29 protein-coding genes are annotated in these 26,006 nt (G+C 67.6%); 16 read left to right on the forward strand and 13 right to left on the reverse strand.

Annotation, left to right across the window (positions count from 1 at the left end):
* The first annotated feature begins 120 nt into the window (after positions 1-120).
* Positions 121-1,866: a TM0106 family RecB-like putative nuclease gene (locus tag AC5ZH6_RS01625; RefSeq protein WP_496168275.1), complete on the forward strand. Its 1,746-nt coding sequence runs from the start codon at positions 121-123 to the stop codon at positions 1,864-1,866.
* Here AC5ZH6_RS01625 and AC5ZH6_RS01630 read toward each other — a convergent pair.
* Positions 1,795-2,529: a hypothetical protein gene (locus AC5ZH6_RS01630; protein WP_496168276.1), complete on the reverse strand. Its 735-nt coding sequence runs from the start codon at positions 2,527-2,529 to the stop codon at positions 1,795-1,797. The two genes, AC5ZH6_RS01625 and AC5ZH6_RS01630, sit on opposite strands and share 72 nt — an antisense overlap.
* A gap of 307 nt (positions 2,530-2,836) precedes the next feature.
* Here AC5ZH6_RS01630 and AC5ZH6_RS01635 point away from each other — a divergent pair, with 307 nt between their 5' ends.
* From AC5ZH6_RS01635 to AC5ZH6_RS01645, 3 genes are read left to right on the forward strand one after another with little or no spacing between them, the layout of a single operon-like run.
* A complete protein-coding gene (locus AC5ZH6_RS01635; RefSeq protein ID WP_006369144.1) occupies positions 2,837-3,397 on the forward strand; it encodes a helix-turn-helix transcriptional regulator in 561 nt (186 codons plus the stop codon).
* Between the two features lie 49 nt (positions 3,398-3,446).
* Positions 3,447-3,953 (forward strand): hypothetical protein, encoded by a 507-nt coding sequence (locus AC5ZH6_RS01640; protein WP_020172712.1) that lies wholly within the window; start codon positions 3,447-3,449, stop codon positions 3,951-3,953.
* On the forward strand, positions 3,953-5,191 hold the full coding sequence (locus AC5ZH6_RS01645) for an MAB_1171c family putative transporter (protein WP_496168278.1): 1,239 nt from the start codon (positions 3,953-3,955) through the stop codon (positions 5,189-5,191). The genes AC5ZH6_RS01640 and AC5ZH6_RS01645 overlap by 1 nt, the downstream gene beginning before the upstream one ends.
* 24 nt (positions 5,192-5,215) lie before the next feature.
* Here the strand turns inward: AC5ZH6_RS01645 and AC5ZH6_RS01650 are convergent, their stop codons facing one another.
* The 3 genes from AC5ZH6_RS01650 to AC5ZH6_RS01660 form a co-directional block, all read right to left on the reverse strand.
* Positions 5,216-5,986 (reverse strand): SDR family NAD(P)-dependent oxidoreductase, encoded by a 771-nt coding sequence (locus AC5ZH6_RS01650; protein WP_496168280.1) that lies wholly within the window; start codon positions 5,984-5,986, stop codon positions 5,216-5,218.
* 123 nt (positions 5,987-6,109) lie between these two features.
* A complete protein-coding gene (locus AC5ZH6_RS01655) occupies positions 6,110-6,889 on the reverse strand; it encodes a TMEM165/GDT1 family protein (protein ID WP_496168281.1) in 780 nt (259 codons plus the stop codon).
* Positions 6,890-7,027: 138 nt separating this feature from the next.
* Complete coding sequence (locus AC5ZH6_RS01660; RefSeq protein ID WP_006369149.1) at positions 7,028-7,549, reverse strand: hypothetical protein; 522 nt, start codon at positions 7,547-7,549, stop codon at positions 7,028-7,030.
* Positions 7,550-7,748: 199 nt separating this feature from the next.
* Between AC5ZH6_RS01660 and AC5ZH6_RS01665 the strand changes: the two genes are divergently transcribed.
* The gene (locus tag AC5ZH6_RS01665; RefSeq protein ID WP_035727487.1) at positions 7,749-9,938 is read left to right on the forward strand and encodes an ABC transporter ATP-binding protein; all 2,190 of its coding nucleotides are present in this window, start codon (positions 7,749-7,751) and stop codon (positions 9,936-9,938) included.
* Complete coding sequence (locus AC5ZH6_RS01670; protein ID WP_006369151.1) at positions 9,935-10,684, forward strand: energy-coupling factor transporter transmembrane component T family protein; 750 nt, start codon at positions 9,935-9,937, stop codon at positions 10,682-10,684. The genes AC5ZH6_RS01665 and AC5ZH6_RS01670 overlap by 4 nt, the downstream gene beginning before the upstream one ends.
* On the opposite strand, the gene AC5ZH6_RS01675 is transcribed toward AC5ZH6_RS01670, so the two are convergent.
* Both AC5ZH6_RS01675 and AC5ZH6_RS01680 read right to left on the reverse strand, forming a co-directional pair.
* Positions 10,662-11,819: a sensor histidine kinase gene (locus tag AC5ZH6_RS01675; protein ID WP_006369152.1), complete on the reverse strand. Its 1,158-nt coding sequence runs from the start codon at positions 11,817-11,819 to the stop codon at positions 10,662-10,664. The genes AC5ZH6_RS01670 and AC5ZH6_RS01675 overlap by 23 nt on opposite strands.
* Positions 11,819-12,493, reverse strand: coding sequence for a response regulator transcription factor (locus AC5ZH6_RS01680; RefSeq protein ID WP_006369153.1), 675 nt, complete (start codon positions 12,491-12,493; stop codon positions 11,819-11,821). Before AC5ZH6_RS01680 ends, AC5ZH6_RS01675 begins: the two co-directional genes overlap by 1 nt.
* Positions 12,494-12,697: 204 nt before the next feature.
* On the opposite strand from AC5ZH6_RS01680, the gene AC5ZH6_RS01685 reads away from it, so the two are divergent.
* Positions 12,698-13,162, forward strand: a complete 465-nt coding sequence (locus AC5ZH6_RS01685) for a DM13 domain-containing protein (protein ID WP_496168283.1) — start codon at positions 12,698-12,700, stop codon at positions 13,160-13,162.
* A complete protein-coding gene (locus tag AC5ZH6_RS01690; RefSeq protein WP_006369156.1) occupies positions 13,159-13,659 on the forward strand; it encodes a DoxX family membrane protein in 501 nt (166 codons plus the stop codon). The genes AC5ZH6_RS01685 and AC5ZH6_RS01690 overlap by 4 nt, the downstream gene beginning before the upstream one ends.
* 20 nt (positions 13,660-13,679) lie before the next feature.
* Here AC5ZH6_RS01690 and AC5ZH6_RS01695 read toward each other — a convergent pair whose 3' ends face one another.
* Positions 13,680-14,201 carry a hypothetical protein gene (locus tag AC5ZH6_RS01695; protein ID WP_006369157.1) on the reverse strand — a complete coding sequence of 174 codons (522 nt, stop codon included), beginning with the start codon at positions 14,199-14,201 and terminating at the stop codon, positions 13,680-13,682.
* A gap of 245 nt (positions 14,202-14,446) precedes the next feature.
* Here AC5ZH6_RS01695 and AC5ZH6_RS01700 point away from each other — a divergent pair, with 245 nt between their 5' ends.
* Positions 14,447-14,923: an ABZJ_00895 family protein gene (locus AC5ZH6_RS01700; RefSeq protein ID WP_020172699.1), complete on the forward strand. Its 477-nt coding sequence runs from the start codon at positions 14,447-14,449 to the stop codon at positions 14,921-14,923.
* Between the two features lie 90 nt (positions 14,924-15,013).
* On the opposite strand, the gene AC5ZH6_RS01705 is transcribed toward AC5ZH6_RS01700, so the two are convergent.
* Complete coding sequence (locus AC5ZH6_RS01705) at positions 15,014-15,643, reverse strand: superoxide dismutase (RefSeq protein WP_006369159.1); 630 nt, start codon at positions 15,641-15,643, stop codon at positions 15,014-15,016.
* A 281-nt stretch (positions 15,644-15,924) separates the two neighbouring features.
* On the reverse strand, positions 15,925-16,077 hold the full coding sequence (locus AC5ZH6_RS01710; RefSeq protein ID WP_006369160.1) for a hypothetical protein: 153 nt from the start codon (positions 16,075-16,077) through the stop codon (positions 15,925-15,927).
* 161 nt (positions 16,078-16,238) lie between these two features.
* Here AC5ZH6_RS01710 and msrA point away from each other — a divergent pair, with 161 nt between their 5' ends.
* Together msrA and AC5ZH6_RS01720 are read left to right on the forward strand one after the other, a co-directional pair.
* Positions 16,239-16,940, forward strand: coding sequence for a peptide-methionine (S)-S-oxide reductase MsrA (gene msrA / locus AC5ZH6_RS01715; protein ID WP_006369161.1), 702 nt, complete (start codon positions 16,239-16,241; stop codon positions 16,938-16,940).
* 9 nt (positions 16,941-16,949) lie between these two features.
* The gene (locus AC5ZH6_RS01720; protein ID WP_006369162.1) at positions 16,950-18,080 is read left to right on the forward strand and encodes a winged helix DNA-binding domain-containing protein; all 1,131 of its coding nucleotides are present in this window, start codon (positions 16,950-16,952) and stop codon (positions 18,078-18,080) included.
* On the opposite strand, the gene AC5ZH6_RS01725 is transcribed toward AC5ZH6_RS01720, so the two are convergent.
* On the reverse strand, positions 18,049-18,843 hold the full coding sequence (locus AC5ZH6_RS01725) for a VOC family protein (protein WP_006369163.1): 795 nt from the start codon (positions 18,841-18,843) through the stop codon (positions 18,049-18,051). The two genes, AC5ZH6_RS01720 and AC5ZH6_RS01725, sit on opposite strands and share 32 nt — an antisense overlap.
* A gap of 53 nt (positions 18,844-18,896) precedes the next feature.
* Between AC5ZH6_RS01725 and AC5ZH6_RS01730 the strand changes: the two genes are divergently transcribed.
* From AC5ZH6_RS01730 to AC5ZH6_RS01750, 5 genes are all read left to right on the forward strand, one after another.
* Positions 18,897-19,745 (forward strand): S49 family peptidase, encoded by an 849-nt coding sequence (locus AC5ZH6_RS01730; protein ID WP_006369164.1) that lies wholly within the window; start codon positions 18,897-18,899, stop codon positions 19,743-19,745.
* A 468-nt stretch (positions 19,746-20,213) separates the two neighbouring features.
* Positions 20,214-20,546 (forward strand): rhodanese-like domain-containing protein, encoded by a 333-nt coding sequence (locus AC5ZH6_RS01735; RefSeq protein WP_006369165.1) that lies wholly within the window; start codon positions 20,214-20,216, stop codon positions 20,544-20,546.
* 92 nt (positions 20,547-20,638) lie between these two features.
* A complete protein-coding gene (locus AC5ZH6_RS01740; protein WP_231386808.1) occupies positions 20,639-21,586 on the forward strand; it encodes a DUF4328 domain-containing protein in 948 nt (315 codons plus the stop codon).
* On the forward strand, positions 21,583-22,374 hold the full coding sequence (locus AC5ZH6_RS01745) for a glycerophosphodiester phosphodiesterase (RefSeq protein WP_006369167.1): 792 nt from the start codon (positions 21,583-21,585) through the stop codon (positions 22,372-22,374). The genes AC5ZH6_RS01740 and AC5ZH6_RS01745 overlap by 4 nt, the downstream gene beginning before the upstream one ends.
* A gap of 53 nt (positions 22,375-22,427) precedes the next feature.
* Positions 22,428-23,420 carry a DUF5926 family protein gene (locus tag AC5ZH6_RS01750; RefSeq protein WP_006369168.1) on the forward strand — a complete coding sequence of 331 codons (993 nt, stop codon included), beginning with the start codon at positions 22,428-22,430 and terminating at the stop codon, positions 23,418-23,420.
* A 40-nt stretch (positions 23,421-23,460) separates the two neighbouring features.
* On the opposite strand, the gene AC5ZH6_RS01755 is transcribed toward AC5ZH6_RS01750, so the two are convergent.
* The 3 genes from AC5ZH6_RS01755 to AC5ZH6_RS01765 form a co-directional block, all read right to left on the reverse strand.
* A complete protein-coding gene (locus tag AC5ZH6_RS01755; protein ID WP_133092131.1) occupies positions 23,461-23,775 on the reverse strand; it encodes a hypothetical protein in 315 nt (104 codons plus the stop codon).
* Between the two features lie 115 nt (positions 23,776-23,890).
* Complete coding sequence (locus AC5ZH6_RS01760) at positions 23,891-24,433, reverse strand: ferritin (protein WP_006369170.1); 543 nt, start codon at positions 24,431-24,433, stop codon at positions 23,891-23,893.
* A 94-nt stretch (positions 24,434-24,527) separates the two neighbouring features.
* Complete coding sequence (locus AC5ZH6_RS01765) at positions 24,528-25,892, reverse strand: LCP family protein (protein ID WP_006369171.1); 1,365 nt, start codon at positions 25,890-25,892, stop codon at positions 24,528-24,530.
* Positions 25,893-26,006: the final 114 nt, after the last annotated feature.

Genomic DNA, 26,006 nt, shown 5'->3' on the forward strand with positions numbered 1-26,006 from the left:
CACCTACACGATCGCGACATGACGCGCGCGACCGCGATGGTGAACCCACCGACACAAGCATTACATAGGCTCGGAAACAGACTGTGACGGGCGATACCGCACAACCGGGGACTGCAGGAGGTGACGACGACGGTGGTGAGCCTGCTGCACGCCCGGGACCTCGCCGGGTGCGAGCATCGCCTCGCCCTGGATTCCGCGCACCCCGAGATGACCCGAGACCGTCCGCAGACACCCGAGGCCGCGCGTCGCACCGAGGCTGCGGCGTTGCATCGGGATCGTGTCCGTGACCTGCTGCGGGCCATCCACAGCGACCAGGAACCGAACACGTTCGTCACCGTCGGCCCGGGCTCCTCGGCACAGCGGGCGGCGCGGACGTTGCAGGCATGCGACGAGGGTGCGCACTGGATCTGGAATGCGACGCTGCCGATCGACCCCGACCATGGTCGCCGGGGACATTCGGAACTTCTCGTCCGCGTCGACGACGGCTATCTCCCGATCATCGTGGTGAATCATCGGGCGTCCTATCCGGCCAAGCCGCGACGCGGTGCGCCCGCCGAGGGCACGGTGGCGCTGTTGACCAGCCCGCTGTGGGGATGGCTGCCGACCCCCGACCCGCACCGCACCATCCGCAACCACCGTCGTGACCAGCTGCGGCTGGCCCATCTGACCCAGATGCTGCTCGACGAAGGGCTGGCCCCGACGCATGACGAGCCGGACCTGTGCGCCGGGGTGATCGGCCTGGACATCGATTGCATCGTCGTGCACCGCATCGGAACGACGCTGCCCGACTACCGGTCGGTGTTCGAGCGGCGACAGGCCATCGCCGCGGGGTCGGTGCTGACCGCACCGCGCCGGGTCTCCGAGTGCCGCAGCTGCCCGTGGTGGGAGAAATGTGGTCCCGAACTCGAGGCGCGCCGCGACATCAGCCTCGTGGTCTCCTCGGGGCAGGCCGACACCCTGACCGAGGCGGGAATCCGGACCGTCGACCAGCTCGCCCGGTACGAGGGGCCGGCGCCGCAGTCGTGGCCGTCGAACGTGGCCTTCGACGACGCCGTGGTCAACGCGATCGCCTGGCTCACCGATGTGCCCCTGGTGCGCCGGGTCGAGCGACCCCTGGTGCAGCGGGCCGACGTGGAGGTCGACGTCGACATGGAGAGCTACGGCGAGGACGGCGCCTACCTATGGGGCACGCTGCTCACCGACAACGTCGACCGCGACCGGCCGGTGCGCTATCGGCCCTTCGTCACCTGGCACCCACTCCCGACCGCCGACGAGGCCCGCTCATTCGCCGAGTTCTGGGCGTGGCTGAAAGCCGAACGGCAGGCCGCGCACGACAGCGGGAAAACCTTTGCCGCCTACTGTTATTCGCAGCAGGCCGAGAACCGGTGGTTGCTCTCCTCGGCCAATCGGTTCGCCGGCGCACCAGGTGTCCCCACGCGCGCCGAGGTCCAGGCGTTCATCGATTCGTCGGAGTGGGTCGACATCTATGAGGCGGTGAGCGCGAATTTCGTGTGCCCGCAGGGCAAAGGCTTGAAGAAGGTCGCTCCCGTCGCCGGTTTCACCTGGCGCGACGACGAGGCCGGCGGCGCCGCGTCGATGGATTGGTACAAGGCGGCTGTCGCGCTCGGCACCACCGAACTCGATCTCTCCCAACGTGATCGGCTCTTGGCCTACAACGAGGACGACGTGCTCGCCACCAAGGTCTTGCGGGAATGGATGGACGGTGACTGGACCGATCCCGACCTCGCCCGGCGCGTCCCCTATCAAGAAGAGCTGTTGACGCTGCGTCGACGGTCAGAGGCGCGTCGAACGCAGGGCGTCGAGGAACGGCCCGGTGCCGACGAGCGCGACGGCACCGAGCAGTAGCAACAGGCCGGGCGAGATGTCGCGGAAGAAGCCGCCGACGCCGGCGAGGGTGACCTTCGGTTCCGCGGCGGGAGCCGCCTGCGGAGCCGTCGAGACCGGCCGTGGTGTGGTGGCGCGCGGTGCGGGTGCGCCCGGCGCGGGAGACGCCGCCGGGATGGAATTCGGTGTCGATCGGCCGGTGTGCGGAGCGGATGTCCCGGGAACCGCGCCCGCACCACCCGCACCTGCGGCAGGTGGTGCGACGGGCACGACCGGCGGCACCGGCGCGGCGGGTGCCGCGGGTGCGGGTGCAGTGGCCGTCGGCCGGGGACGCTCACGTTGCGGGTTCACCACGTTGCCCGACGACGAGGTGGATGTCGACACGGTCGGTGGCGTGTAGGTCGGTGCGGGGTGAGGAGGGACCACAGCGCTGCTGCCGGGAGACGTAGTGGAGGACGGCGGGTCGTCTGACGTCGTAGGTGGGGTCGTCGGCTGGCTTCCGGTCGGCTGCGTATGTGAGCAGCACGTGAACCAGATCCCGCCGCCGGTGGGGCCGGTCCCGCTTGGCGGCGTGGCAACGGCCACCCCGACCCCGGTGCCGACCATCAGCATCAGCGTGGCGAGCAGCGTGAGTAACGGCACACGTCGATGCCGACGCGGCGTCGGTGTGCGGTGCCGTCCCATCGCTGGTCTCTCCTGCTGTCGTCGGGTGGATCTCCCGATTTCTGAGTGATCCATCAATTCCCGCGCGGCCGTGTTTGCCTCGTATTCACCGATCTGTGTCTGTAGGATCACAGACTGATCACGGCCAATGGACCCCTGTCACATTGACTGTGATCAACACCACAAAAGCTTCAGGAGTGCTGGCTGTGCGGCTGAAGTAGTTCCCGAGGACGCGGCCGTGCAAAATTTGATGATAGCTGCCGTTGCGGAATCTCGGGTTTACGGTCTTTAATGTTTGCAAATGCAAGTTTCAGGTTTCGGAGAAGGTATGACGTCACGAGGCGATGAACGGCCCGCGGGTTCGACGACGGGGGCGCTCGACAAAGACAAGCCGGTCGACACCGACCCCGGCCTGTTCGCGCGCAGATTGGAAGAGCTGTTCCGCACGGTACCGGGGCCCAACGGCCGCGCGTACAGCGCAAAGGCGATCGCGGCGCGATCGACCGAGCGCGGATTCCGACTCGGCGAGTCCTACCTGAGCCAGTTGCGCTCGGGTAAGGCCAAGTCGCCGTCGTTCCGTACCGTCGAGGGGATCGCGGCCGCGTTCGGCGTGGACGTGCACTACTTCCTCGAGGATCGGGCGGCCCAACGCACCCGCGACGAGATCGACCTGATGCGCCTGCAAGCCGACACGAACGTGCAGCTCGCGGCGTTTCGTCTGGCCGGTCTGTCCAGCGATTCGGTGACCGTGGTCAACGAGCTCATCAAGGTTCTGCGCGAGCAGCAGGGGCTGCCGAAGGATCCGCCGGATATCGTGGCAGCGGGGTTGACCGAAGAGCAGGCCGATGCGCGGCTGCGCGTCGTCGGCGGCAAGGAGATCGAGGACTGATCTCCGTCGTCGCCGCGGCCCGCTCCGCCACGACGAGGAGGGGTGTCCGATGCGCAGTTCCCGCGAGATGTGGTCGCTGTGCCGTTCGGTTCTCGCCCCGCTCGAACTCGATCTGCCGCTCGACGTCGACCAGCTCTGCGACCGCTTCGGCGAACGCAGGGGACGGCCGATCCGCCTCATCGCACACCCGCTTCCGGCGGGGGTGCCCAATGGGGTGTGGCTGGCCGCCGAAGACGCCGACTACTTCTTCCACCAGGTCAACACCACGCGCTGGCATCGCGATCAGATCGTCATCCACGAGTTCGCGCATCTCGTCGCCGGTCATCAGATGCTCGCGAGCATGCCGGAGGTGCTCGCCGGGCTCAGCGCCGCCGACGCCGACTCGTCACTGCGCGGTACCTGCTACGACGACGACCGCGAACGTGAGGCCGAGACCCTGGCGTCGATGATCCTCACGTGGGCGGCCAAGGCCAGCGACGGCGTCGGGCACAGTTCCGCCGACCCGGAGATCCGCGGGCTGCAGCGCCTTCTCGGAGGCCACAAGGGGTGGCTGTGATGTCGGTGCATCCGTTGGCCGCCGAGGTCCTCGCCACGCGATGGCTGACGGCGCCGGCGGTGATCAACGTGCTCGCGCTGGTCATCTTCGCCGCGGCGTTGTGCTGGCGGATCGACCAACTCCGTCGGCACGGCGGTGGCTTGCAGGCCTTCGCCATGACGGTGGCGGTCACGGCGCTGACCCTGGCCTTCGTCGTCGACAACGACTCGGTCGCGCACACCCTCGACGACTGGTTGTTCGCCGGGGCCTCGCGGGTTGTCCTGTACGGCCTGCTGGCGCTGGGCGTGGCCGCCCTGATCGTCGTGTTCTTCTATCCCGGCCGCTCGGTGACCCGGGAACGGCGTGCCGGCGTCGAGGCCATCCCACTCGTCGCCGCGCTGATCGGGCTGCAGGTGAGCCTGTCGTTCGTGCCCGAGGAGATGCGCGATGCGTCACTGAGTCATTGGACGCTGACCAACTGGGGTTACGCGCTGTTCTATCTGATCGCCTGCGGCTATCTGGCGTATGGGTTCTTCGCCTGCGTGCGCAGCGTCGCCAAGTATCTGACGCACGCCGACGGGTACATGCGCACCGCGCTGATCCTGCTGATCGCCGGGCTGGGACTGCTGGCGATCGGCTCGGTCGTGCAGATCGTCTACGTGCTCGGCAACGCGACCGGCGTGATCGATGCGTCGTGGCTGTTGACCACCAGCCGATGGCTCGAGGTGCTCGGTGTCGTCGGGTTCCTGTTCGGGATCAGTTTCCCGATGCTGCGTTCGAAGTGGCAGGGACTCACCGCGAATCGTCGGCGCCGTCGGGCCGCGCAGGACCTGTTGCCGTTGTGGGATCTGGTGACCGACGCGGTGCCCGAAGTGGTTCTGCCCGATCCCGGACGCATGTCGCCGACGGCGCTGCTGCATCGCCGGGTGGTCGAGATCCGCGACGCGCTTGCGCAACTGAGCCCGTTCCTCTCCGACGCCTTCGACTATGCGGGTGTCGATGTTCGTGCCGGGATGGTGCGGATGGCAGTCGAGCGCCGCAAGACCGAGGGGGTTCGATCGGGGGCGGTGCGTGCCCTGCTGCCCGCGCTCGACGACGGTCTCGAGGGCGATGCGGCCCCGCTGCTGGAGCTGTCCGCGGCGGTCGCGGCCCTGCCCGACGTCGAGGACTACGACACCGACGCGCCCAATCGCCCGGAACACTTTGTCACGGAAGAAGATTCACAGGAAAGCCCTCAGGGCCGGCACGCTGCGCGTTGACCGGCCCCGAGGGTCGAACAGTGCTCAGCGCGGAGCCATGCGCAGTGCGCCGTCCATCCGGATCGTCTCGCCGTTGAGGTAGTCGTGGGCGACGATGAACTCGGCGAGTTGGGCGTACTCGTCGGGTTCGCCGAGACGCTGCGGGAACGGGATGCCCTCGGCGAGGGTCTTCTGGAACTCCGGGGTGATCCCGGCGAGCATCGGGGTCTTGATGGTGCCCGGCGCGATCGTGCACACGCGCACGCCGACCTGGGCGAGATCACGGGCCGCCGAGATCGTCATCGCATGGACGCCGCCCTTGGACGCGGCATAGGCGATCTGACCGATCTGCCCCTCGAACGCGGCCACCGACGCGGTGTTGACGATGACGCCACGCGCGCCGTCGTCGCCGACCGCCGGTTCCTGCTGCATGCGGTTGGCGGCCAACCGCATCACGTTGAACGTGCCGACCAGGTTGATGTCGATGATCTTGCGGAACAGATCGAGATCGTGCGGGCCCTTCTTGCTCAGGATGCGCGACGCCCAGCCGACACCGGCACAGTTGACCGCGACGCGCAGCGGGGCGCCCGATTCGGCGATGGTGTCGATGGCCGCCGACACCTCGTCCTCGCTGGTGACATCGGTGGCGATGAAGTTCACGCCGCCCGGCGCGCCGTCTTCGGTGGCTTTGTCGATACCCGCCTGCAGGTCGAGGCCGAAGACCTCGGCGCCGGCGGCGGCGAAGCGGGCCGCGGTGGCCGCACCGAGGCCGGAGGCGGCGCCGGTGACGATGACGGAGGAGCCGGAGACGTCCATCTTTCATGTCCTTTCGGGTCCGGCCAGAGGTCGAACATCCCTGGCCGATCGTTCGTTCGGTGTTTTCCCGAACACCCTAGGACATTTTTCCCGAACACCCTAGGACATGTCGTGGCCGACTGGCTATCGGGACCCGTCGGTGCTACTCGGCTGATCGGGTGTGTGATCGACCATGTGCTGATCGGGCCCCTGCTGATCCGCCACCTGGTGTTCGGGCGCCTGGGCCGCCTCGTTCGCCCGGCGCCGCCGATGGACGTGGCGGATGTAGACCGAGCCGACGCCGATGAGCACGACCACCGCGGTCACGGTCCCGATGACGACCGGGGTGCTCGCCGCCGTGAGGCCCTCGAACAGCAGCCAGCCGGCGAAGACGAAGAACAGCACCGCGGCACCGAGGGAGATGACGCGCTCGGGCAGATGCTTACCGAGCAGCATGCCCACCACGATGGCCAGGGCGTCGGCGGCGACCATGCCGATCGTCGAACCGATCCACACGCCGACCCAGTCGTTGTCGGTGGCCAGGGTGATGGTCGCGAGCATCGTCTTGTCGCCGAGTTCGGCGAGGAAGAACGACGACATCACCGCCAGGAAGATCGAGGCGCCGACGCGGTCGGCCTTGGTCTTCTCGTCGTCGTCGAGGTCGTCACCGCGCAGCGTCCACAGGCCGAAGATCAGCATCGCCAGGCCGCCGCAGATCGACAGCATGTCCGACGGGATCGACAGACCCAGGAAATGGCCGAAGAACACCGACACCGCGTGGACGGCGGTGGTCGCCACGGTGATGGCACCGAGAACGATCCACCACTTGTAGCGCAGGGCGTAGGTCATGGCCATCAGCTGCGACTTGTCACCGAGTTCGGCGACGAAGATCACGCCGAAGCTCACCAGGAGGGCAGCAATCATGAGGGGCACGTTAGCCAGACCTCAGTGCCGCCCGCAACGTCTCGCGCGGCCGTATTTCCGCAGGTAGGGGGCACAAAACCGAAAGTTTGGGTACCCTCAAAAACCGATCCGGACGGCAGCGCGGGAAGCTTGGGCGGCTTACGCTGCGAGAAGCATCGCCAGCACCGCGGTGTCCGGGTCGGCGCCGGGGTCGATTCCGACCTGATTGCGCAGGTTCACCACGGTCCCGTCGGCCTCGGCCTCGGCCCATCCGGCGCGGTGCTCGAGACCGAGTTCGGGCAGTCCGGGCAGCAGCACGCACCCCGAGGCCACCTGCGAACACTCCGGCAACGACGGACGGGTCCGTGATGGCGGGTGCAGCATCAGCAGGGCAGGCGGATTGGTGAGGAAGCGCCCGGCCTCCAGGAAGCTGTCGTCGACCACGTTGCCGACGGCGACCATCATTCCGACGGCGTCGTCGGCGGCCTCCTCGGGTCGTTCCTCGACGACGCCGAAGATCGTGGTGGTGGGCAGGAATCCGGGCCGGCAGGCGATGCGGACCGAGGCCACCAGGGTCTGGGTCCATTCGAGGGTCGATTCCGGCCAGCGGCCGGAGATGAGGATGCCGTTGAGTTCGCCTTCCTGGTGAACCGGCGTGAGTCCGATCGCGGTGGACTGCATGGTGACTCCCTCCTGACGAGGTACTACTGAACCGGCTGGCGAACAACCGGTGAAGAAAATATCCACCCTTCCCAGCGCCGCGACAACTCGAATCACCGGGATGTGACGGTACTTTTACACTTCGCGTTCACAGCCTGTTGCGGACCGTGTGCGCCGACGCCGCGGCGGGCTGCCCAGCACGTCCAGGCACACTGGTGGGGTGCGAAGAAAGACCGAGACACCTTCGGCGGGGAAGCCGAGTGCACCCCGCGGACCGCTGCGCCCGGTCGAAATAGCCTCGATCGCGATCTTCGGCGGGCTGGCCGTGGCCGCCGTCGTCATCGCCGCGGTCATCCCACTCGCCAGTGCGGTGCGCGTACTCGCCCCGGTGCCGCTGGCCCTGATCGCCGCCCGGACGCGTCCGCGCGCCACCGTCGCGGCGGCGGTCGCGACCACCGGGGTGGCCTTCGCGATGGCCGGCAGCGGTGCCGCGCTGTCGGTGTTCGGCTCGGCGGTCCTCGGTGGCATCATCGGCGAACTCAAACGACGCGGCCGTGGCGTGCCGGCGATGCTGGCCGCGGCCACCATCGTGGCGCCCGTCGTGGCCGCGGTGACCGTGCTGATCCTGCTGATCCTCAAGCCCCTGCGCGAGCTGGTGCTGGCCGCGTTGTCCAACTCCCTCGAGGGCGCGGCCCGGTGGATCGGGAAGATCCCGTCGATCGGGGACGGAATCGCCCACGGACTCACCAGCTTCCGCACCAGCATCGTCGACTGGTGGTGGTTGTGGATTCTGGTGTCGGGGGCGGTCGGCACCTTCCTGACCATCGTGGTGGCCTGGTGGATTCTGGGCGCGGTGATCGAGCGGCTCTCCGACGTGCCCAGCGAGGACACCCTCGACGCCGGTGACGCGGAGGTCACCATCGGTGACGACACCGTCATCGCTCCCTTGCCGATGACCCTGCGCGACGTCGAGTTCTCCTACGAACCCGTCGGTCGGCGCATCCTGCGCGGCATCGACATGACCATCGAGCCGGGCGAGTTCATCGCCGTCGTCGGCGCCAACGGCTCGGGCAAGTCGACGCTGGCCAAGATCCTGGCCGGACGACATCCTTCGGCGGGCACCCTGACCCGTCCGGGTGCTGCGGGCCTCGGTCGCCTCGGCGGTACCGCCATGGTGTTGCAGCGCCCGGAGACGCAGATGCTGGGCTCCCGGGTCGCCGACGACGTCGTCTGGGGTCTGCCCGCGGGCGCCGACGTCGACGTCGAGGCGCTGCTCGCCGAGGTGGGACTGGCCGGCCTCGGTGAACGCGAGACCTCGGATCTGTCCGGCGGTCAGCAGCAGCGCCTGGCCATCGCCGGGGCGTTGGCCCGCAATCCCGCGTTGCTCATCGCCGACGAGGTGACCTCGATGGTCGACCCGCAGGGCCGCGAGGAGATCATGGCGCTGCTCACCGCGTTGCCGCGCACCCGCGGCGTCGCCGTCGTGTTGATCACCCACCGTGCCTCGGAAGCCTCGGCCGCCGACCGCGTCGTGCACATCGTCGACGGTCGGGCGGTCCCCGAATCGCCGACGTGGTTCCCCGCCGCCGGACCGGGCGGCGAGGCGCGGCCGGAGACCGTCGGTGAGACCCACGCGATCGGCCATCGCGCGCCGCTGTTGCGGCTGACCGACGTCGGGCACACCTATCTCGCGGGTTCGCCGTGGGAGGTACGGGCCCTGAGTGCAGTGTCGTTGACGGTCGATCGTGGTGACGGCCTGCTGATCGTCGGTGGAAACGGTTCGGGGAAAACAACTCTCGCGTGGATCATGGCCGGACTCATCGCGCCGTCGGAGGGCACGTGCGAACTCTCCGACGACGGTGACTGGGCCAAGGTCACCGGCAAGGTCGGTGAGGTGGGGCTGGCCTTCCAGCACGCGCGCCTGCAGATCCAGAAGCAGAACGTCGGCGAGGAGATCATGGCCGCCGGCGGTGAGAAGGTCGGTACCACCGAGGTGGCGCGGGCCCTGGAGTCGGTGGGACTGCCGCGTTCGATCGCCGCCGCCCGCACCGACTCACTCTCGGGCGGTCAGATGCGCCGGGTGGTGCTGGCTGGTCTGCTGGCCCGCCGGCCGGAGGTGCTCGTCCTCGACGAGCCGCTGGCCGGTCTCGACCCCGGCGCTCGCACCGAGGTCATCGGCGTGCTCGCCGGATTGCGGCGGGCGGGTATGACGATCGTGATCATCTCCCACGACTTCGCCTCCCTCGGTGACGTGTGCGATCGCCGCGTCCACCTGGTGCGCGGTGTCCTCACCGAAGGCGGCACCGACCACGTCGACGATGGTCCCGCGCTCGACATCAACCCGCACGAGCCCGAGGTGACCGACGCCGCCCGGCCGACGCTGTTCCGCGGAAAGAGGTCTCACGAATGACGATGCGTACGGTGCCCTTACGTCAGGTGCCCGGCGACTCGGTGATCCACCGGCTGTGGGCGGGCACGAAGCTCCTCGTGGTTCTCGTGCTCAGCGTGATGACCTGGGTGCTGCCGTCGTGGCCGGCACTCGGCATGGTCGCCGCGGTGCTGGTGATCACCGCGCTGATCGCCGGCATCCCCTTGGGCGCGATTCCCCGACCGCCGTGGTGGTTCTGGGGGTTGTTGCTCCTCGGAGCGGCCGTCAATGCCGCGGTCAGTGTTGCCGCTGTGGTCGTGTTCGCGCGGGCCACCGCGTTGGGCCTGGTGCTGGTCGCCACCTCCATCCTGGTCATCTGGACGACGCCGCTGGCCGACGTCGCCCCCGCGATCGCGACGTTGATGCGCCCGCTGCGATGGCTGCGGCTGCCCGTCGACGAGTGGGCCGTCTCGATCGCGCTGTGCCTACGTGGCCTGCCGATGCTCATCGAGGAGCTACGTCTGCTGCGCGCGGCACACCGGCTGCGACCGACCGCGCCGGCCGACTCCGGACACCCGGCCGCCGAGATGGGCATCATCGACATGGTGGTCGCGGCGATGAGTTCGGCACTGCGTCGTGCCGAGGAGATGGCCGAGGCGATCACCGCGCGCGGCGGCACCGGCCGCCTCACCGCCTACCCATCCCGACCGCATCGGCGGGACTGGTTCGTGCTCGGCATCGTTGCTGTCGCCTGCGCCGGGGCGATCACGGCGACGGTGCTGCTCTGAGCGTCGGGAGTGCCACGGCGAGCCGGAACCCGTCGTCGACGTTCTCGGCGCTGACCTCGCCGCCATGGGCACGGACGATCTCGTGCACGATCGCCAGTCCGAGCCCGGCTCCTGCCGATGCCCCGGCGCCGCTGTCGTGGGGTGTGCGGGCGCGCTCGGACCGCCACCCGACCTCGAAGATCCGGCCGAGGTCCTCGGTGGCGACGCCGTCGCCGTGGTCGAGGACGTAGAGGATGAGGTGACCGTCCTCGACGCAGTCCGCGGAGACGAGGATCTCCGAGTCCGCCGGGGCGTGTTTGACGCTGTTGGTGAGGAGATTGACCACCACCCGGGTGAGTTCGTGCGCATCCGCCCAGACCATGTGCCCGGCGATGTCGGCTTGGATGATGGTGATGCCGCGAGCGCGGGACAGGTGTGCCACGTCCGCCACTGCGTCGGAGACGATGTCGAGCAACTCGACCGACTCGCACCGGAGCACCAGCGCGCCGCTGCGTAGCCGAGACAGCTCGAACAGATCATCCACCAGCCGGTTCATGGTGTCGGTTTGGGTGCGGATCGCCCGGAGGTACTCCACGGGCTTGTCGGCGACGCCCTCCTCCAGCCCCTCGGCGAGAGCCCGGATCCCGGTCAGCGGGGTCCGCAGATCGTGCGAGATCCACGCGAAGAACTGGCGGCGCGAGGCGTCGAGTCGCTCGATTTCGGCGCGTGCCTCGGCAAGCCGCGCCGAGGTGTCGGCCAGCTGCGCCGAGACCTCGGAGATCTCGCGTGACGCTCCTGCCTCGATGGACACGATCTCGCCGTCGCCGACACGGCGTGCCGTGTCGCGAAGAGTGCTCATCGACGTGCGGGCGATCCGTCCGACGGCCACCGCCGCGAGCACACTCATGGCGCTGGAGATGGCGACGACCCAGATCAATACCTGTAGATCGTGATGTGACACATACATTTCCGCGGCGATGACGATCACCGACCCGGCAATCGCGACGGGGGCGGTCAACACGACGACGGCGAACTGCGCGGTGATGGAGGCACGCCGGCCGAGTCGGATCGCAGCCAGTGCCAGCACGGACACGGCGATCGTCCACACTGCGGCGATCGCAATCACCGTCAGCACGTCGCGGTAGGTCAACCCCATCATCGGTCGCCGGCCACGGTGAATCGGTACCCTGCGCCCCACTCGGTGAGCAGGTGACGCGGGTAGCGTGGCTCCGGTTCGATCTTCTCTCGAAGCCGTCGCACATGAACGGTCACCGTGGAGGCGTCGCCGAACGCCCAGCCCCAGACCTCACGCAGGATGTCGCCGCGTGAGAACACGGTGTCGAGGTGCTGAAGGAAGAACAGTAGGAGCTCGTATTCCCTTGTGGTGAGCGCTATTTCGCGGCCATCGCGGAAGACCCGACGCCGCGCGGGATCGACCCCGAAAGGCCCGCTCGAGAACGCCGAGATCGGTTGGCGGCCATGACTACGGCGCAGCAGGGCGTCGATCCGCAACTGCAACTCGCGCAACGCGAAAGGTTTGGCGAGGTAGTCGTCGGCGCCGGATTCGAGTCCGGCGATACGGTCATCCACCGAATCGAGTGCTGTCAGCATGATGACCGGCGTCAGTGGGATGTCCGCGCGGATCTGGCGACAGAGCTGATCGCCGTCCACTCCGGGCACCATGCGATCGAGAACCACGAGATCCGGTGCTGCCGAACGTAACACGTCGCTGGCTCGCGATCCGTCGGCGATCTGGTGGACGGTGAACCCGGCGGCACGCAGGAAGTCACCCACCGCGACGAGTACCGCGGGGTCGTCCTCGACGACCATGATCTCGGCTCCTGCATTCACCGCACCGAGCGTAGTGCGTTCGCCGACCACGGTGGTCCGGACAACTCTTACGGTGCTGAAATCTTCTCCCGCAAGGCCGGTGTCGCTCACTACGTTCGGCTCAGTCGTCATCCATAGACGACGACATCGGCACACGCAAGACGCCGACCGAATGACTCCGCGAAGTACACGAAAGGGATCCCCATGAAGAAAACCCAGTTCGCCGGGCTCTGTGCCGCAACACTGGCCGCCGGCACGCTCGTGCTCTCCGCGTGTGACAGTTCGGGCTCATCGACGACGGCTGCACCCGCCGGCAGTTCGTCGATGTCGATGAGCTCGACGATGTCGATGTCGCAGCCGATGGGGGCTTCCCGCGGTGGCACCTTCGCCGGCATGAACGGCAAGAACGTCTCCGGCAAGGTGACTGTCAACGGAGACAGCGTTGTGCTGACGGGATTCTCCTCCGACGAAGGCCCGGACCTCCACCTCTATCTGACGAACGGCACCGATGAGGCAGCCGTCGGCGCGGGTAAGCAGATCGGTCCGGTCCGTTACGACGCTGCCTCCCAGACCTTCATGGTCACCGGGGTCGACACCGCGATGTATCGCGACGTGGTCATCCACTGCGACAAGGCCAAAGCGGTCTTCGGTGCCGCCTCGCTGTCATGAGCGCCACCCGCCAGGTGCTGGGCTGGTTGCCGGCAACCGTGGTCCGGGTGGCGCTCGGTGTGCTGTGGCTCCATGAGGGCTTGCTGAAATACCAAGCGGGATTCGGCTCCGCCGACATCGGACTCGTCGTCGAAAGCGCGGCGTCGAATCCGCGTGTTCCGTCGTACTTCACCGCGTTCTCCGACCACGTGTTGAGCCACACCACCACCCTGTTCGGGTTCGTGATGCCCGCACTCGAGACGGCGCTCGGAGTCGTTCTCGTCCTCGGTGTGCTCACCCTTCCGGCAGCGCTTGGCTCGGTGTTCACATTGATGACGTACTGGTCCGCGGATCAACTCATCGGCGAGTACCCGATCATGGTGCTGCTGTCGGTCGTGGTCGTCGCCTTCCCGGTCGCGGCCTCGCAGTTGTCGCTGACCGCAGTTCTCGACCGGATCACTGCCACGCACACGTCGCGAATATGGCGATCACTGGCACCGGCGCGACGGTGGTTGTGAACTCACCGGTTGCGGGGGCGTCAGCTGGGGCACGACACCGAGAATTCCCATGCCGTTCCGGTGTCGTCGGTGTTGACCCGCACCTCGATCGTGCTGGATCGGCCGGCGGGCAGCGTGACCCGCACGCTGTCGTCTCCATCGCCGGCGAGCTGGTGCCGGTTGTTGTTCTGGCTTTCCGAGCCTTGCCAGCCGGTGGTGTAGATCTGCTTGCCCTCATAGAGGATGTCGAACTTGTCGGGGATCGAGTAGGCGTCGAAGGAGAAGGTGAAGGTCGTGGGACCGCTGTGGCCCAGTCCGATGGGGAAGTACGAGGGCTTTGCGCTGTAGGTGCCGTCCGCCGCACCTCCCGGGCACTGCTGAAGCGGGGCACGCTGCTCGTTGAGCGGTGCCGCGCCACGGTCGTCGTTCGGCGTCGAGGTCGGCGGGTGGCTATAGGCCGGGTCCTGGGTTCCGTCGGCCTGGGCCAGACCGGGAGCGGCGACGGCCAAAGCGGCTGCGGACAGGGCGGTGGCGCAGAGGGCGCGCACGGTGCGAGAGGGCACGAGTTCTCCTTCGAGGGAACGTCACGGTGAACAGAGCAGTGCGACGCTAACCGCCTCGGGCATATCGCCGATATCGGTCGTTCGGTCCATTCATCTCTGTTCGGTGTCGTCCGTTCGGCCGAAAACTGCTCTACGGCACCAGAATTGGGGGCACGACGATTTGCCGACGTCGCAACTCGGATCACTCCGAAGACGCCTGACAGCCTGTGTGTGATCCCGGATCGTTGATGCGTCATCATGAACTCATGCGGAGTTATTTGGTGTTGTTCGCTGGCTATTGCGCCCTGATGTCAGTGGTGATGGGCGCTGTCGTGATGGCAGTGGCCGCAGTATTCGGCGGCGCTGCGACCTGGGGTGTGACGTTGCTGGCGCCGATGTTCGCGGCGAGTGCCGCGGGCAGTCGGTTCATCGCGGACCACGACCGGCCGCCGAGCCGGCAAGAACGATGGTCCTTGACGAACCGGTCTTTCGTCATCTTGCTCGCCGGAGCGGTGGTGGTGGGTGGGATTGCACTTGCAGTTACGTTGTTCTGCCATCCCGCGGTCACGGCCGAGACATCTGCAAGATCGCACTGGATCGTGATGGTGGTGGGTGGGCTGGTGGTGCTGGCGGTGAGCTACGGCGCCATCTACATCGGCTACGGGTGGTACACCAGCAGGCAGTATGCGGCGGGGCGGAAGCGACGGGCGCGACAGGCCGCGCGACGTGGCGGTAAACGGTGAGAATCTTTCCGCGACAATGACGGTGGCCGAAATGCCAACGGCGGCCGACCCATGGAGGGTCGGCCGCCGTCGGCGGTGAAGACGAAGAACTCAGGCGGGGACGATGAGGCCCTTGCCCTGCGAGGTCGCCCGGCCGAAGCGCTCGGCGGCGTCGGCCCAGTTGACCACGTTCCACCAGGCCTTGACGTAGTCCGGCTTGACGTTCTGGTAGTCGAGGTAGAAGGCGTGCTCCCACATGTCGAGCATGACGACCGGGATGATCGCGGCGGGGATGTTGCCGCTCTGGTCGGTCAGCTGCAGGATCACGAGCTTGCCACCGATGGTGTCGTAACCCAGGATCGCCCAGCCCGACCCCTGCAGCGTGGTCGCCGCAGCGGTGAAGTGGGCCTGGAACTTGTCGAAGCCACCGAACTGGTCGTCGATGGCCGCGGCCAGGTCGCCCTCGGGCTTGTCGCCACCGTTCGGCGACAGGTTCTTCCAGAAGATCGAGTGGTTGGTGTGGCCACCCAGGTGGAACGACAGGGTTGCCGACAGTCCGTAGACCTTGCCGGCGATCGATCCGTCTGCACGAGCCTCGGCCAGCTTGTCGAGGGTGTCGTTGGCGCCCTTGACGTAGGTGGCGTGGTGCTTGTCGTGATGGAGCTCCATGATCCTGCCGGAGATGTGCGGCTCCAGTGCCGCGTAGTCGTACGGGAGATCCGGCAAGGTGTATTCAGCCACGGTAATCCTCTCTGCGCACATACCCCCTTGGGCACATGCCGTTCGGGTGTTGCTTTCACTATCGACGCGCGCGTGATCGCCCAGGGTGGACGCCGCCTCGCGGATACTTCCAGCCTTCCCCAGTGTTTGTGGGAATGCAACAAACACGGCCCAACAAAGTTCAAGCAGGGTTGAGGTATCGACGAGGTGCGGTCAATGAGAATCCAAGAAGCACAATGGATTTGCGGGATTCATGCCGAGTATCGCTTCGCTGTGAGCGAATCACTCCGGATGGTGCGCCCTCACCAGAGGGCGAGCGCGACGAGCAACACGACGAGCGCGAAGATGCTCAGACCGATGCCGATGCACGACGAGCGAACGTTGTAGGTGGGGCGGGGAATCGACTGGCCACGCGTGAGCGACGGACGAAAATCGTGGGTCGCATCAGTGGCCATCGTCGTCCTTACGGGTATGCGGGTCGCGTGGTGGACCAGGCGCCTCGGGGCTGTCGAGTCGGACTTCTCAGTGACGGATATCACAGCCGTCTTCGACATCATAAACACACGGGCAGTTTGGGCTCAACTTCGCCCCCGGCGACCCGCGTAGACTCGACGGCATGTCGTGGCTTGACGAGCTCCTCACCTCCCGCTCCGGAAAACAGCAGCTGATCTCGGCCGATGCGGCGTTGCCGGGTCGTGCGACGCCGGTCCCGCTCGCCGCGGAGAACATCGTGTTGCACCACCCGATGCGTGGTGAATCCGCCGACGACGGTCCCGGTATCGGCGTCTTTCCCGACGGGCTCGCGGCGGTGGTCCTGGCCGGCGGCTGCTTCTGGGGTATCGAGGAGATCTTCTGGCAGGTTCCGGGGGTGTGGACCACCGCGGTCGGCTACGCCGGCGGTTACACACCCAACCCGACCTACGAGGAGACCTGCACCGCTCGCACCGGGCACACGGAGTCGACGCTGGTCGTCTTCGATCCCACGCAGGTCAGCCTCGAGAAGATCCTGCAGATCTTCTGGGAGAACCACGACCCGACGCAGGAGATGCGGCAGGGCAATGACATCGGCACCCAGTACCGCTCGGCGATCTTCACCCTCTCCGATACCGACGCCGAGACGGCCGCGGCGAGTGCGGCCACCTTCCAGAAAGCGCTCGACGCCGCCGGTCTGGGGCCGATCACCACCGAGATCGCAGCGCTCGAGCGGGCCGGTGACGGGCATTTCTACTACGCCGAGGACTATCACCAGCAGTACCTCGCGAAGAACCCGCACGGGTATCGCTGCCACGCGGCCACCGGCATCGCCTACCCGGCCTGATCCGCGGCGGTGCCCCCATCCATCACCGCGGGGCAGTGGAATCGCACACTGCTGCGTCGTCAACACCTGCTCGCCCGCGCCGACGAGGACGCCATCGAGGTGATCGACCGGCTCGTCGGCATGCAGTCACAGGACCCGAAAGCCGCCTTCTTCGGATTGCAGTGCCGCATCGAGGGTTTCGAACCCGACGAACTCGATGAGCTGCTCACCGACCGGGAGGTCGTGCGCATGGCGTTGCTGCGCGGCACCGTCTTTCTCCTCGACGGCGCCGATGCCCGCTGGATTCGCCCACTCACGCAGCCGGTCCTCGACGGCGAACTGCGGTCGGTGCACGCCTCGAAGCTCGCGTCGACCACCCCGGCGGCAGTGATCGACGATGCCCGGGAGTTGTTGCGCGACGGCCCGATCGGGGGCGACGAGCTCGGACGCGCTCTTGCCGAACGACATCCCGGGGAGAAGCCGTCGACGCTGACCGGGATGGCGCGATGTGCGCTGCCGCTCGTGCAGGTCCCGCCACGCGGACTCTGGCAAGGCAGTGGCCGCCCGACCTATGCGCTTCTCGACGACTGGATCGGTCCCGGCGAGCCGGCGCTCGACGGCGAGGAGGCGCGCCGCGAACTGATCCGGCTCTACCTGCGCGGCTTCGGCCCGGCGTCGGTCACCGCGATCGGAAAGTGGTCGGGGCTCAAGGGGTTACGTCCGCTCATCGAGCAGATGGAACGCGAGTGGGAACTGGCCGCCTACACCGGGCCGCAGGGGCAGACCCTCTACGACCTCGAGGGTCTCGATCTCGCCGACGAGGACGAGCCCGCGCCCGTCCGGCTGATCGCGCCGTTCGATCACGTCCTCGTCGCCCAGGGAGATCGGGCCCGCGTCGCCGACGACGACCTGTTCGCACGGACCGTCACCCCCAACGGACGCTCGCCGGGCTTCGTCCTCATCGACGGCCGGCTGGCCGGTACCTGGCGGATACCGCCCGGCACCGACACCGTGGAGACCACCCTGTTCGGCACGCCGACCCGTGCCGCGCGAACCGAACTCGACGCCGAGATCACCCGATTGCGGGAGTGGGTGCGTTGTAGCAACACCGATGTCAGCAACAACGGTGTCACTGTCCCGTCCGCGGATTCCGGTCGGTGATGCAGTAGTACCTGCCGACCGGGTCGGCCATCACCGTCCACGACGGGTACCGCGCCACGACGCGGGCGCCCCAGTCCTCGTGGCGGCCCACCTCGTCGTCGACCGATGTGGTGGCCAGGTCGAGATGGGCCGACGCGTTCCCGGGGCCCTTATTGGTATCGGTGCCCTTCTCGATATCGGCACCCTGGTCGGAATCGCCAGCGGAATCCAAGCGCTGCAACAGGATTCCGAGACTCAACGCCGGATCGCGGCGAAGCGCGACGAATTCGGCACGGGCCCGCTGCTGCGTCGGCCAGCCAGTCAACTGTGACCAGAAGACGACCTCGCGATCGAACAGCGGTGCCGGTACATCGATACAGATCTGGTCGATGATCGAGATCGTGTCCTCCGGCCATCGGATCGGGCGGGCGCGACGCGGTGAACCCACCGCGGGCACCAGGCAGAAGCGCATGCCGGCGGGGGAGTCGTAGACCAGATGGGTCGGGTGATCGGCGATCATCCTCGCCCCCAGTTCGCCCGCCTCGATCGCCGCGGCCCGGGGATCGTCGACGTGGATGTCGAGGTGGACGCCACCTGCACCGTCCTGCACCCGCTGCACCCGCAGGTGGGCGTCGCCGCTGAAGGGCTCGAGCGTGGCGAACTCGCGGTGCTCACCGCGTGGGGGTGACACCGTCGACCCGGTGATCGCGCGCCAATAGGTGACCTCGGTCCCGAAGTGCGACGCTCCGAAGTCCAGGAACGCCGTGAGCCAGCGGATCTGCACGTCAGCAGTCTAGGGTGCCGACCCAACGCGACCGATGCCCTACGCTCGGTGGGATGAGCCGTGGACCGCTGGGGCGGATTGCGAAGAAGCTGGCGCACAAGCGGTCGGACAAGGTCGCCGTGGTGCGCCTGGACGGGGTGATCGGCCACGGCGGGCCGGGGCGGCCGGGTTTGTCGACGACGAGCGTCGAGCCGGTTCTCACGCGTGCTTTCGACATCGAGCATCTGCGCGCGGTCGTCATCGTCATCAATTCCCCCGGCGGGTCGCCGACGCAGTCGGAATACATCGCCGAACGCATCCGGCAGCTCGCCTCGGAGAAGGGCGTGCGCGTCCTGGCGTTCTGCGAGGATGTCGTCGCCTCCGGTGGTTACTGGATCGCGTGTGCAGCCGACGAGATCTATGCCGCCCACACCTCGCTCGTCGGCTCGATAGGTGTCGTGTCGTCCGGGTTCGGGTTCGTCGACGTCCTCGGTCGGCTCGGCGTGGAACGGCGTCTGTACTCGGCCGGTGAGAACAAGGTGCGGCTCGACTCCTTCTCGCCGGAGAAGGCCGACGACGTCGAGTGGCTGCAGGGTTTGCAGCACCAACTCCATGACACGTTCATCCGGTGGGTGCGCCAGCGCCGCGGCAAACGACTTGCCGCCGACGACGAGGTCCTTTTCACGGGGGACGTGTGGATCGGCGAGCGGGCCGCCGAACTAGGACTCGTCGACGGCGTCGGGGTCATGCGATCGGTGGTGGCCGAGCACTATCCCGACGCCGAGATCACCGTCGTCGACGCCCCCAAACCGTTGCTCGCGCGGATCGTCGGGGATCAGGTCCGGGCATCGGTGGTCGCCGAGGAGTTGATCGGCGGCGCCGTGAGTGCGCTCGAACGCGCCAGCGCGGTGCGTCTGCGCTGACCGGGCCGGACGCCCCGCTGGTGCGACATCGGGCCGTAACACGCGCTGATGTGATGCGAATCATTCGTCCGGCCGACTGTTGTCCCCACGTTATCCACAGGTGATGGGGATGAATGTGAACTCCGCATTTCGCTCATGCGCTGCACTGTCGTGAACTGTTTGACGCGCTGCTGTTGCGAACTCGTGACCGTCGTCACACTGGGTCGGTTGACCGTGTCCAATTCTCCACAGATTCCACAGTCTCATCCACACCTTGATGGTCTGCTGTGCTGCAGGTCACAGCGGGAGTGGACGCGCATGTGGATAGCGTTATGTAGACCTACATAGAGGGCCGGTCGGGTTTGGACTGATGTCAAGTCGGGGTGTAGTGCGTCGACTCGACGGCCGGACCGGTCCCTCGGAGGTGACCACCTTCGTGCGGCGGCGCGGTCGGCATCGCCGCGCCTGTGCGACGATGGATCGGTGAGCATGGGCGAGATTCCACAGGTTCCCGTGACCGAGCTGCCGGATGACTTCAGCACCGCCACCGACAAGGTACTGCTCGATGTCCGCGAGGACGACGAGTGGGCCGACGGCCACGTCCGCGGCGCCGTGCACATCCCCCTCGGAGAGGTCCCCGGCCGACTCGACGAGATCGATCCCGACACCGACCTCTACGTCATCTGTCACTCCAGTGGGCGGTCGATGCGCGTCCTGCAGTACCTGCTGCAGGTCGGCTATGACGGCAGCTGTGTGCGTGGCGGGATGCTGGCCTGGCGCGAGAACGGCAAGCCGGTGGAGTCCGGATCGGGGCCGGTCTGAGGATGCTCGACCTCTGCCCGCGTTGCCGCATCCAGGCTCCGCACCGCGACGGACGTGACCGCTGTCCCCGGTGCGGCGGTCCGCTGACCCTCGTGGCCTCCGACGTCGAGGCCGCCGCGGTCGTCGCCGCCTACCAGCAGTCGCCGAGCACGCCGCCGCTTCCCGCCGCCTACAGTCCTCCGGCCCGCCCGCCGTCCGGTGCGCGACCACCGTCCGGTCCGCCGCGGATGTACGGCGGCCGTCGAGTGCGATGGGTGGCCCGCCGCCCGGCCGACACCCTGCCGCCGCCGCGACCGCCACGGAGCACCGGCCCGCGGCTGATCCCGCGGTACGTCTACCTCCCTCGGTGGGGTCTCGTCGACACCCCGGTCACCGAGAACGAACCGCGGAACTCTCCCGCCCGCCTGGGGATGGCGCTGACCGGCGCCCTGCAGCTCGCCGGGGCCGCGTTCGTTGCGTCGATGTGCGCGCACCTGCTCCGTTATCTCCTGCTGGTGATCAACCGATCGACGACGCTGCCCGGTTGGCTGATCGGCCTCAGCACGGTGCTGGTGTTGGCCGCCGGACTGCTGGCGCTCGCCGGATTCGTCTATGCGACCGTCGTCTTCGTCCGGTGGTTGCTGGCTGTGCGAACCGAAACCTACGGCGCGCGAGGGTTTTTCGATCCGCGCCCGCGGTGGCAGAGCATCCCGCTGGCCGCGATCCCGCTCGTCAACGTCGCCGGTGCCGCGTTGCTGTTACGTGAACCCGCCGAGATGCTCGACGACGTCGCCCGCAGCGCCGCACGTACCCGGCTGCACAAGCTTTGGGTGGGTTGGACGGTGGTCAACGTGATCGCCGTGCTCACCGGGATCACTTGGTGGGTGGGCGCGGCGTCCGGCTCCATCCAGACCGGCGCCAACGCCCTGTTCATGGTCGTGCTCACCGCGGCGGTCTCGGCGGCGTTCGCCCTCTGGGCCGCACATCGGTTGCCCGCGGTGTTCTCGGGGAGCTCCGCCGACCAGAAAGTCCCCGCACACCGATGGGTGGTGGTCGCATGAACCTCGCCGAGCAGGTCTCGCGGTCGGGTAAACCGGCCGTCGTCGCGCATCGCGGTGCGTCTGCGGATGTGGCCGAACACACCTTGGCCGCTTACGAACTCGCGCTCGAACAAGGTGCCGACGGACTCGAGTGCGACGTCCGCCTGACCGCCGACCACGAGTTGGTCTGCATTCACGACCGCACGGTGGACCGCACCTCCGACGGCACCGGCATCGTCAGCGAGATGCCGCTGGCGCAACTGCGTGAACTCGACTTCGGTAGCTGGCACGCCGGGGGTGGTCCGGCCAAGGTCCTGACCCTCGCCGAATTGCTGACCCTGACCCTCGACTGGCGTCGCCCGGTCCGGTTGTTCATCGAGACCAAGCATCCGGTGCGCTTCGGCAGCCTCGTCGAACAACAACTGCTGTCGACCCTGCACGACTTCGGTGTGGCGACCCCACCGTCGGCGGATCACAGTCGGGCCGTGGTCATCTCGTTCTCTTCGGCGGGGGTGTGGCGAATCCGCCGGCACGCGCCGATCCTGCCGACCATCCTGCTCGGCGAGACCGCGCGCGTCCTCGGCGGCAGCGCCGCGACCGCCGTCGGCGCCACCGGCATCGGCCCGTCGGTGGAGACGCTGCGGATGCATCCCGAACTCGTCGACAAGGCTGCCGCCGCGGGCCGCGTCACCTACTGCTGGACCGTCGACGAGGCGGCCGACGTCCAGCTGTGTGCCGACCTCGGCGTCCGCTGGATCGCCACCAACCACCCGCAGAAGGTGCGCGACTGGCTCGTCACCGTCGACTGACGTGCAGCAGGCGCACGCGTCGGCGCCGTCGGCGTCCGTGAGAGGGTGGTCCCATGGGCAAGAAGAGCAAACGCGGTAGCGGGCCGCGTCCGGGAAGTAATCGAGCCGAGCGGGTGGCCGCACGCAAGGCGCGGGCGGCGGCAGCGCTCGCGCCGTCGCCGCGTCCGTTCGCCGGCCTCGCCGCCGAGTGCGACCTGGTGGCGTTGCGCGCCTTCGTCCCGTCGGCGACCGCGGTGCTCGACCTCATCGAGCCGGGACCACCGCAACCGGAGTTGACGTCGGTGATGCCCGACGACACCACGCCAATTCCGCCGGCACCGGACGCGACGCGCAACAACGTCGTGCTGGCCACCATCCTGCCCGGCGCGGTCGCGGCGATCACCCGTGAAGTACGCGGCGCCACAGAGGGTTTGGCGGCGCTACAGACCGATCCCGACCCCGACGACCTGAATCGGGCGCTCGCGGCCGCCATCGAATGGGCCGCACACACCGGTCCCGGCAACGAGTACCGGCACATCGGGGAGGAGGCCGACGGCCCCGAGCTCGCCGACATCCTCGACGTCGATGCGCAGTTGCCGATCATCGTGCACAACGACTTCTCGTGGTGGTTCCCGCCGGGCAACGAGGTGCCGCCGGAGATCGCGGCGATGCTCGAGCGCGCCAACGAGACCGTGCTGCCCACCGCACGCATGCACGTCGACAGCGGCAACGGGGCGCCCTGGTGGGTCGACGCCGGAGAACGAGCCCACCTGCGCTGGGTCCGACCCGAACCGGAGGACGACGTCATGACCGCCCTCGCGCGTCTGCACGCCGCGGGGCGGCTGACCCTGGGTGAGGGCTCGCGGTTCGCCGGATCGTTCCGTACCCACGGACTGCTGGTGCCGGTGTTCGACCTCGACAACGAGCGTCATCACGAGGAGTGGTACGACGCGCTGGATCAGTTCGACGGGTGGCTCACCGATGCGCTCGCCGAGACCACTGAGCTGACCATCGAGGAACGCAGTTCGCGCGACGGCATCCGCGGTCGGCAGGTCACGCTGCGCTGATCAGATCACGCTGCGCCGATGCGCAACGCGCTTCGTGTTGTCAGACGCGTGGCAAGCGCGCCCGCGCGCGGGTGCGGCGTCGACGCGAGGCGGCGGCACCGAAGGTGACCAGGACGATCGCCACGATCGCCGCGGCCAGGCTCGCCGATGGCCACCAGCGGGCGAAGCCGTCGGCGATGGCACTGCCGCTGGCCGAATGCGACCACGTACTCGCCCCCAGCAGGAACGCCACGGCCAGGAAGGTCACGGCCGTTCCGTACACCGCTGCCATGGCGGCGAACCAGCGTGGCACCGTGGTGCGTCGGTCGGCTCGGGAGCTGATGCCTCTCTGAGGGTTCATACGCGATGAAGCCATGGGCCCACCCTGCCCGACGCTGCTGAAGAATGGCTGAATATCGGCAGAGTTTCTTTCCGATCAGGGAACGAAACCGACTATTCGGACTTCGGGCAGGGTGGATGACGGCGGATCGTCAGAGGTTGCCGCCGGCCGCGGTGGGGGCCGTGGCATCGGGTGCGGCCGGGCCGTTCACCTCGCGCTCGACGAAGTTCTCCATATCGAACAGGTTGCCGTTGGCGCGCTCGGCGATGGTCTGCAGCGTCGTCATCGTGGCGACCTCCTCGACCTGCTCCTTGAGGAACCACTGCATGAACTGCTCGCCGAGGTAGTCGCCGCTGTCGCGGGCCGACTTGGCCAGGTCGACGATCTGCTGCGTCACCCGGCGTTCCTGCTCGAGAGCCAGGTCGATGGGTGACCGGTAGTCAGCGAAATCGTTTCGCGGAGCATCGATTCCGGGGATCTCCACCTCCATGTCGCGGTCGAGGAAGTACTGCACGACCATCATCGCGTGGTTGCGTTCTTCGACGGCCTGCGCATAGAAGTGCTTGGCCAGCTGCGGCATGTCGTGGTTGTCGTAGTAGACCGCGACGGCGATGTACTGCTGCGACGCGGCGAACTCATTGCCGATCTGATCGTGCAGCAACTGGTGGAACTTGGTGCGTTCGGGAGTGCTCATAGCGGACAGGGTAGAGTGCGTGAGCAGGGCATTTCATCCCAGTGAAGCCTTAGAAAGGCAAGTCTCGCCTACCTTTTGGGCTTCCCTGATCGGGTCAGCCGGCTGGTTGGTTGAGATATTCCTGGGGGATCTGCCGGCCCTGACGCAGAGCGTCGAAGAACTGTTTTGTCGTGTCGTCGACGGCCAACGAACTGCCGTCGTCGGTGTCGACGGGACCTCCGTTGGGGGTGGTGATCGTCTGCGGTGAACTGCGTAGCCACCACGCGAGCCGGGCGAGATCCCAGATGTGCGTGCCGTTGTCGACGGTCAGGGTGTCGACCGTGCCGTTGACGAACGGGAACAACCGGAACGGATTCAACAGCACCGACGGGCTGGTCGCCTTGGCCATCAACGCCGCCAAGAACTTTCGTTGGTTCTGCACGCGCATGAGGTCGGCGTCGGCGAAGGCGCGGGTGCGCACGAAGCCCAATGCCTGTGTGCCGTTCAGGGTCTGGCAGCCGGCCTTCAGGTTCAACCCGGCCTTGGGGTCTCGCAGTGGGGTGTCGATGCACATGTGTACGCCGCCGACGGCGTCGACGAGGGTGTCGAAGCCGCCGAATCCGATCTCGGCGTAGTGGTCGATGTGCACCCCGGACAGTCCTTCGACGGTCTGTATCAACAGTGTCGGGCCGCCGAAGTTGAAGGCGGCGTTGATCTTGTGGCTGCCCTGCCCGGGAACCGGGACGTAGAGATCACGCGGGATGCTGATGATCGTCGCCTTCCCCGACGGGGGCTTGTAGATCAACATCATGGTGTCGGTGCGCGCTCCCGAGTCGTCACCGGTGGACAACTGTTTGCGTTGCTCCTCGGTGAGGCCGCTGCGCGCATCGGTGCCGACGATCAGCCAGGTGGTCCCCGGGGTGCTCGCGGGCTTGCCGGCGTACGGGGCGAGTGCGTCGACCCGGTGCAGTTTGGAGTCGTAGTAGAACATCAACGCCACCGGTGTGATCACCAGGACGAGCAGCAGCACCAGCAGGATGGTTCCGACCCTGCGGCGGGTCAATCGTCGAGTGCCACGCGGACGACGCAGCGCGCGTTTGCGGCGTTCGGGTTCCTTGGGGGCGACCGGACGTGGGGCGTCGGGACGCGGCCTGCGCGGCGGCGCGTCGGAGGCCGAACGGCTCTGCGCCGGCACCGGCTTGCGGGTCGGGCGCTCGCGCCCGGGGATCGGCTCGGGCTGTTGTGGTGGCGCGTACCCGGGGACACCCGAATAGGCCTTCGGTGGTTCGTAGACATCACCGCGCGGACGGTTCGGTGGCGCGACCCGGCGCGTCGGGTCGGCGGCATCGGGTGCTGGAGGTGTGGAGCGTCCGGACGGTCGCGGGTTCTGTGGGATCGGGGGTCGGCGATCGGCGCCGCGCGGGAATTGGCCCGGCGCGTACGGACCCCGGGGGCCCTGGTGCGGTGGGGGCGGGCCCATCGGTGCCGGATTCCGCCGCGGCGGGGCGGGCGGAGGACCGCCGCGTCGTCCCGCATTCGGCGGTTCTGGCTGGTTCACCTCATTGAATGTACCGACGGCTCAGGCGTGTCCGTG

The organism is Gordonia sp. YC-XJ4, from assembly GCF_059511865.1.

Coding starts and splice junctions, on each gene's coding strand:
- AC5ZH6_RS01630 (WP_496168276.1), bottom strand. CDS start 2,529: ATGGGACGGCACCGCACACCGACGCCGCGTCGGCATCGACGTGTGCCG.
- AC5ZH6_RS01635 (WP_006369144.1), top strand. CDS start 2,837: ATGACGTCACGAGGCGATGAACGGCCCGCGGGTTCGACGACGGGGGCG.
- AC5ZH6_RS01640 (WP_020172712.1), top strand. CDS start 3,447: ATGCGCAGTTCCCGCGAGATGTGGTCGCTGTGCCGTTCGGTTCTCGCC.
- AC5ZH6_RS01645 (WP_496168278.1), top strand. CDS start 3,953: ATGTCGGTGCATCCGTTGGCCGCCGAGGTCCTCGCCACGCGATGGCTG.
- AC5ZH6_RS01650 (WP_496168280.1), bottom strand. CDS start 5,986: ATGGACGTCTCCGGCTCCTCCGTCATCGTCACCGGCGCCGCCTCCGGC.
- AC5ZH6_RS01655 (WP_496168281.1), bottom strand. CDS start 6,889: ATGATTGCTGCCCTCCTGGTGAGCTTCGGCGTGATCTTCGTCGCCGAA.
- AC5ZH6_RS01660 (WP_006369149.1), bottom strand. CDS start 7,549: ATGCAGTCCACCGCGATCGGACTCACGCCGGTTCACCAGGAAGGCGAA.
- AC5ZH6_RS01670 (WP_006369151.1), top strand. CDS start 9,935: ATGACGATGCGTACGGTGCCCTTACGTCAGGTGCCCGGCGACTCGGTG.
- AC5ZH6_RS01675 (WP_006369152.1), bottom strand. CDS start 11,819: ATGGGGTTGACCTACCGCGACGTGCTGACGGTGATTGCGATCGCCGCA.
- AC5ZH6_RS01680 (WP_006369153.1), bottom strand. CDS start 12,493: ATGGTCGTCGAGGACGACCCCGCGGTACTCGTCGCGGTGGGTGACTTC.
- AC5ZH6_RS01685 (WP_496168283.1), top strand. CDS start 12,698: ATGAAGAAAACCCAGTTCGCCGGGCTCTGTGCCGCAACACTGGCCGCC.
- AC5ZH6_RS01690 (WP_006369156.1), top strand. CDS start 13,159: ATGAGCGCCACCCGCCAGGTGCTGGGCTGGTTGCCGGCAACCGTGGTC.
- AC5ZH6_RS01700 (WP_020172699.1), top strand. CDS start 14,447: ATGCGGAGTTATTTGGTGTTGTTCGCTGGCTATTGCGCCCTGATGTCA.
- AC5ZH6_RS01710 (WP_006369160.1), bottom strand. CDS start 16,077: ATGGCCACTGATGCGACCCACGATTTTCGTCCGTCGCTCACGCGTGGC.
- msrA (WP_006369161.1), top strand. CDS start 16,239: ATGTCGTGGCTTGACGAGCTCCTCACCTCCCGCTCCGGAAAACAGCAG.
- AC5ZH6_RS01730 (WP_006369164.1), top strand. CDS start 18,897: ATGAGCCGTGGACCGCTGGGGCGGATTGCGAAGAAGCTGGCGCACAAG.
- AC5ZH6_RS01735 (WP_006369165.1), top strand. CDS start 20,214: ATGGGCGAGATTCCACAGGTTCCCGTGACCGAGCTGCCGGATGACTTC.
- AC5ZH6_RS01745 (WP_006369167.1), top strand. CDS start 21,583: ATGAACCTCGCCGAGCAGGTCTCGCGGTCGGGTAAACCGGCCGTCGTC.
- AC5ZH6_RS01750 (WP_006369168.1), top strand. CDS start 22,428: ATGGGCAAGAAGAGCAAACGCGGTAGCGGGCCGCGTCCGGGAAGTAAT.
- AC5ZH6_RS01755 (WP_133092131.1), bottom strand. CDS start 23,775: ATGGCTTCATCGCGTATGAACCCTCAGAGAGGCATCAGCTCCCGAGCC.
- AC5ZH6_RS01760 (WP_006369170.1), bottom strand. CDS start 24,433: ATGAGCACTCCCGAACGCACCAAGTTCCACCAGTTGCTGCACGATCAG.
- AC5ZH6_RS01765 (WP_006369171.1), bottom strand. CDS start 25,892: ATGGGCCCGCCCCCACCGCACCAGGGCCCCCGGGGTCCGTACGCGCCG.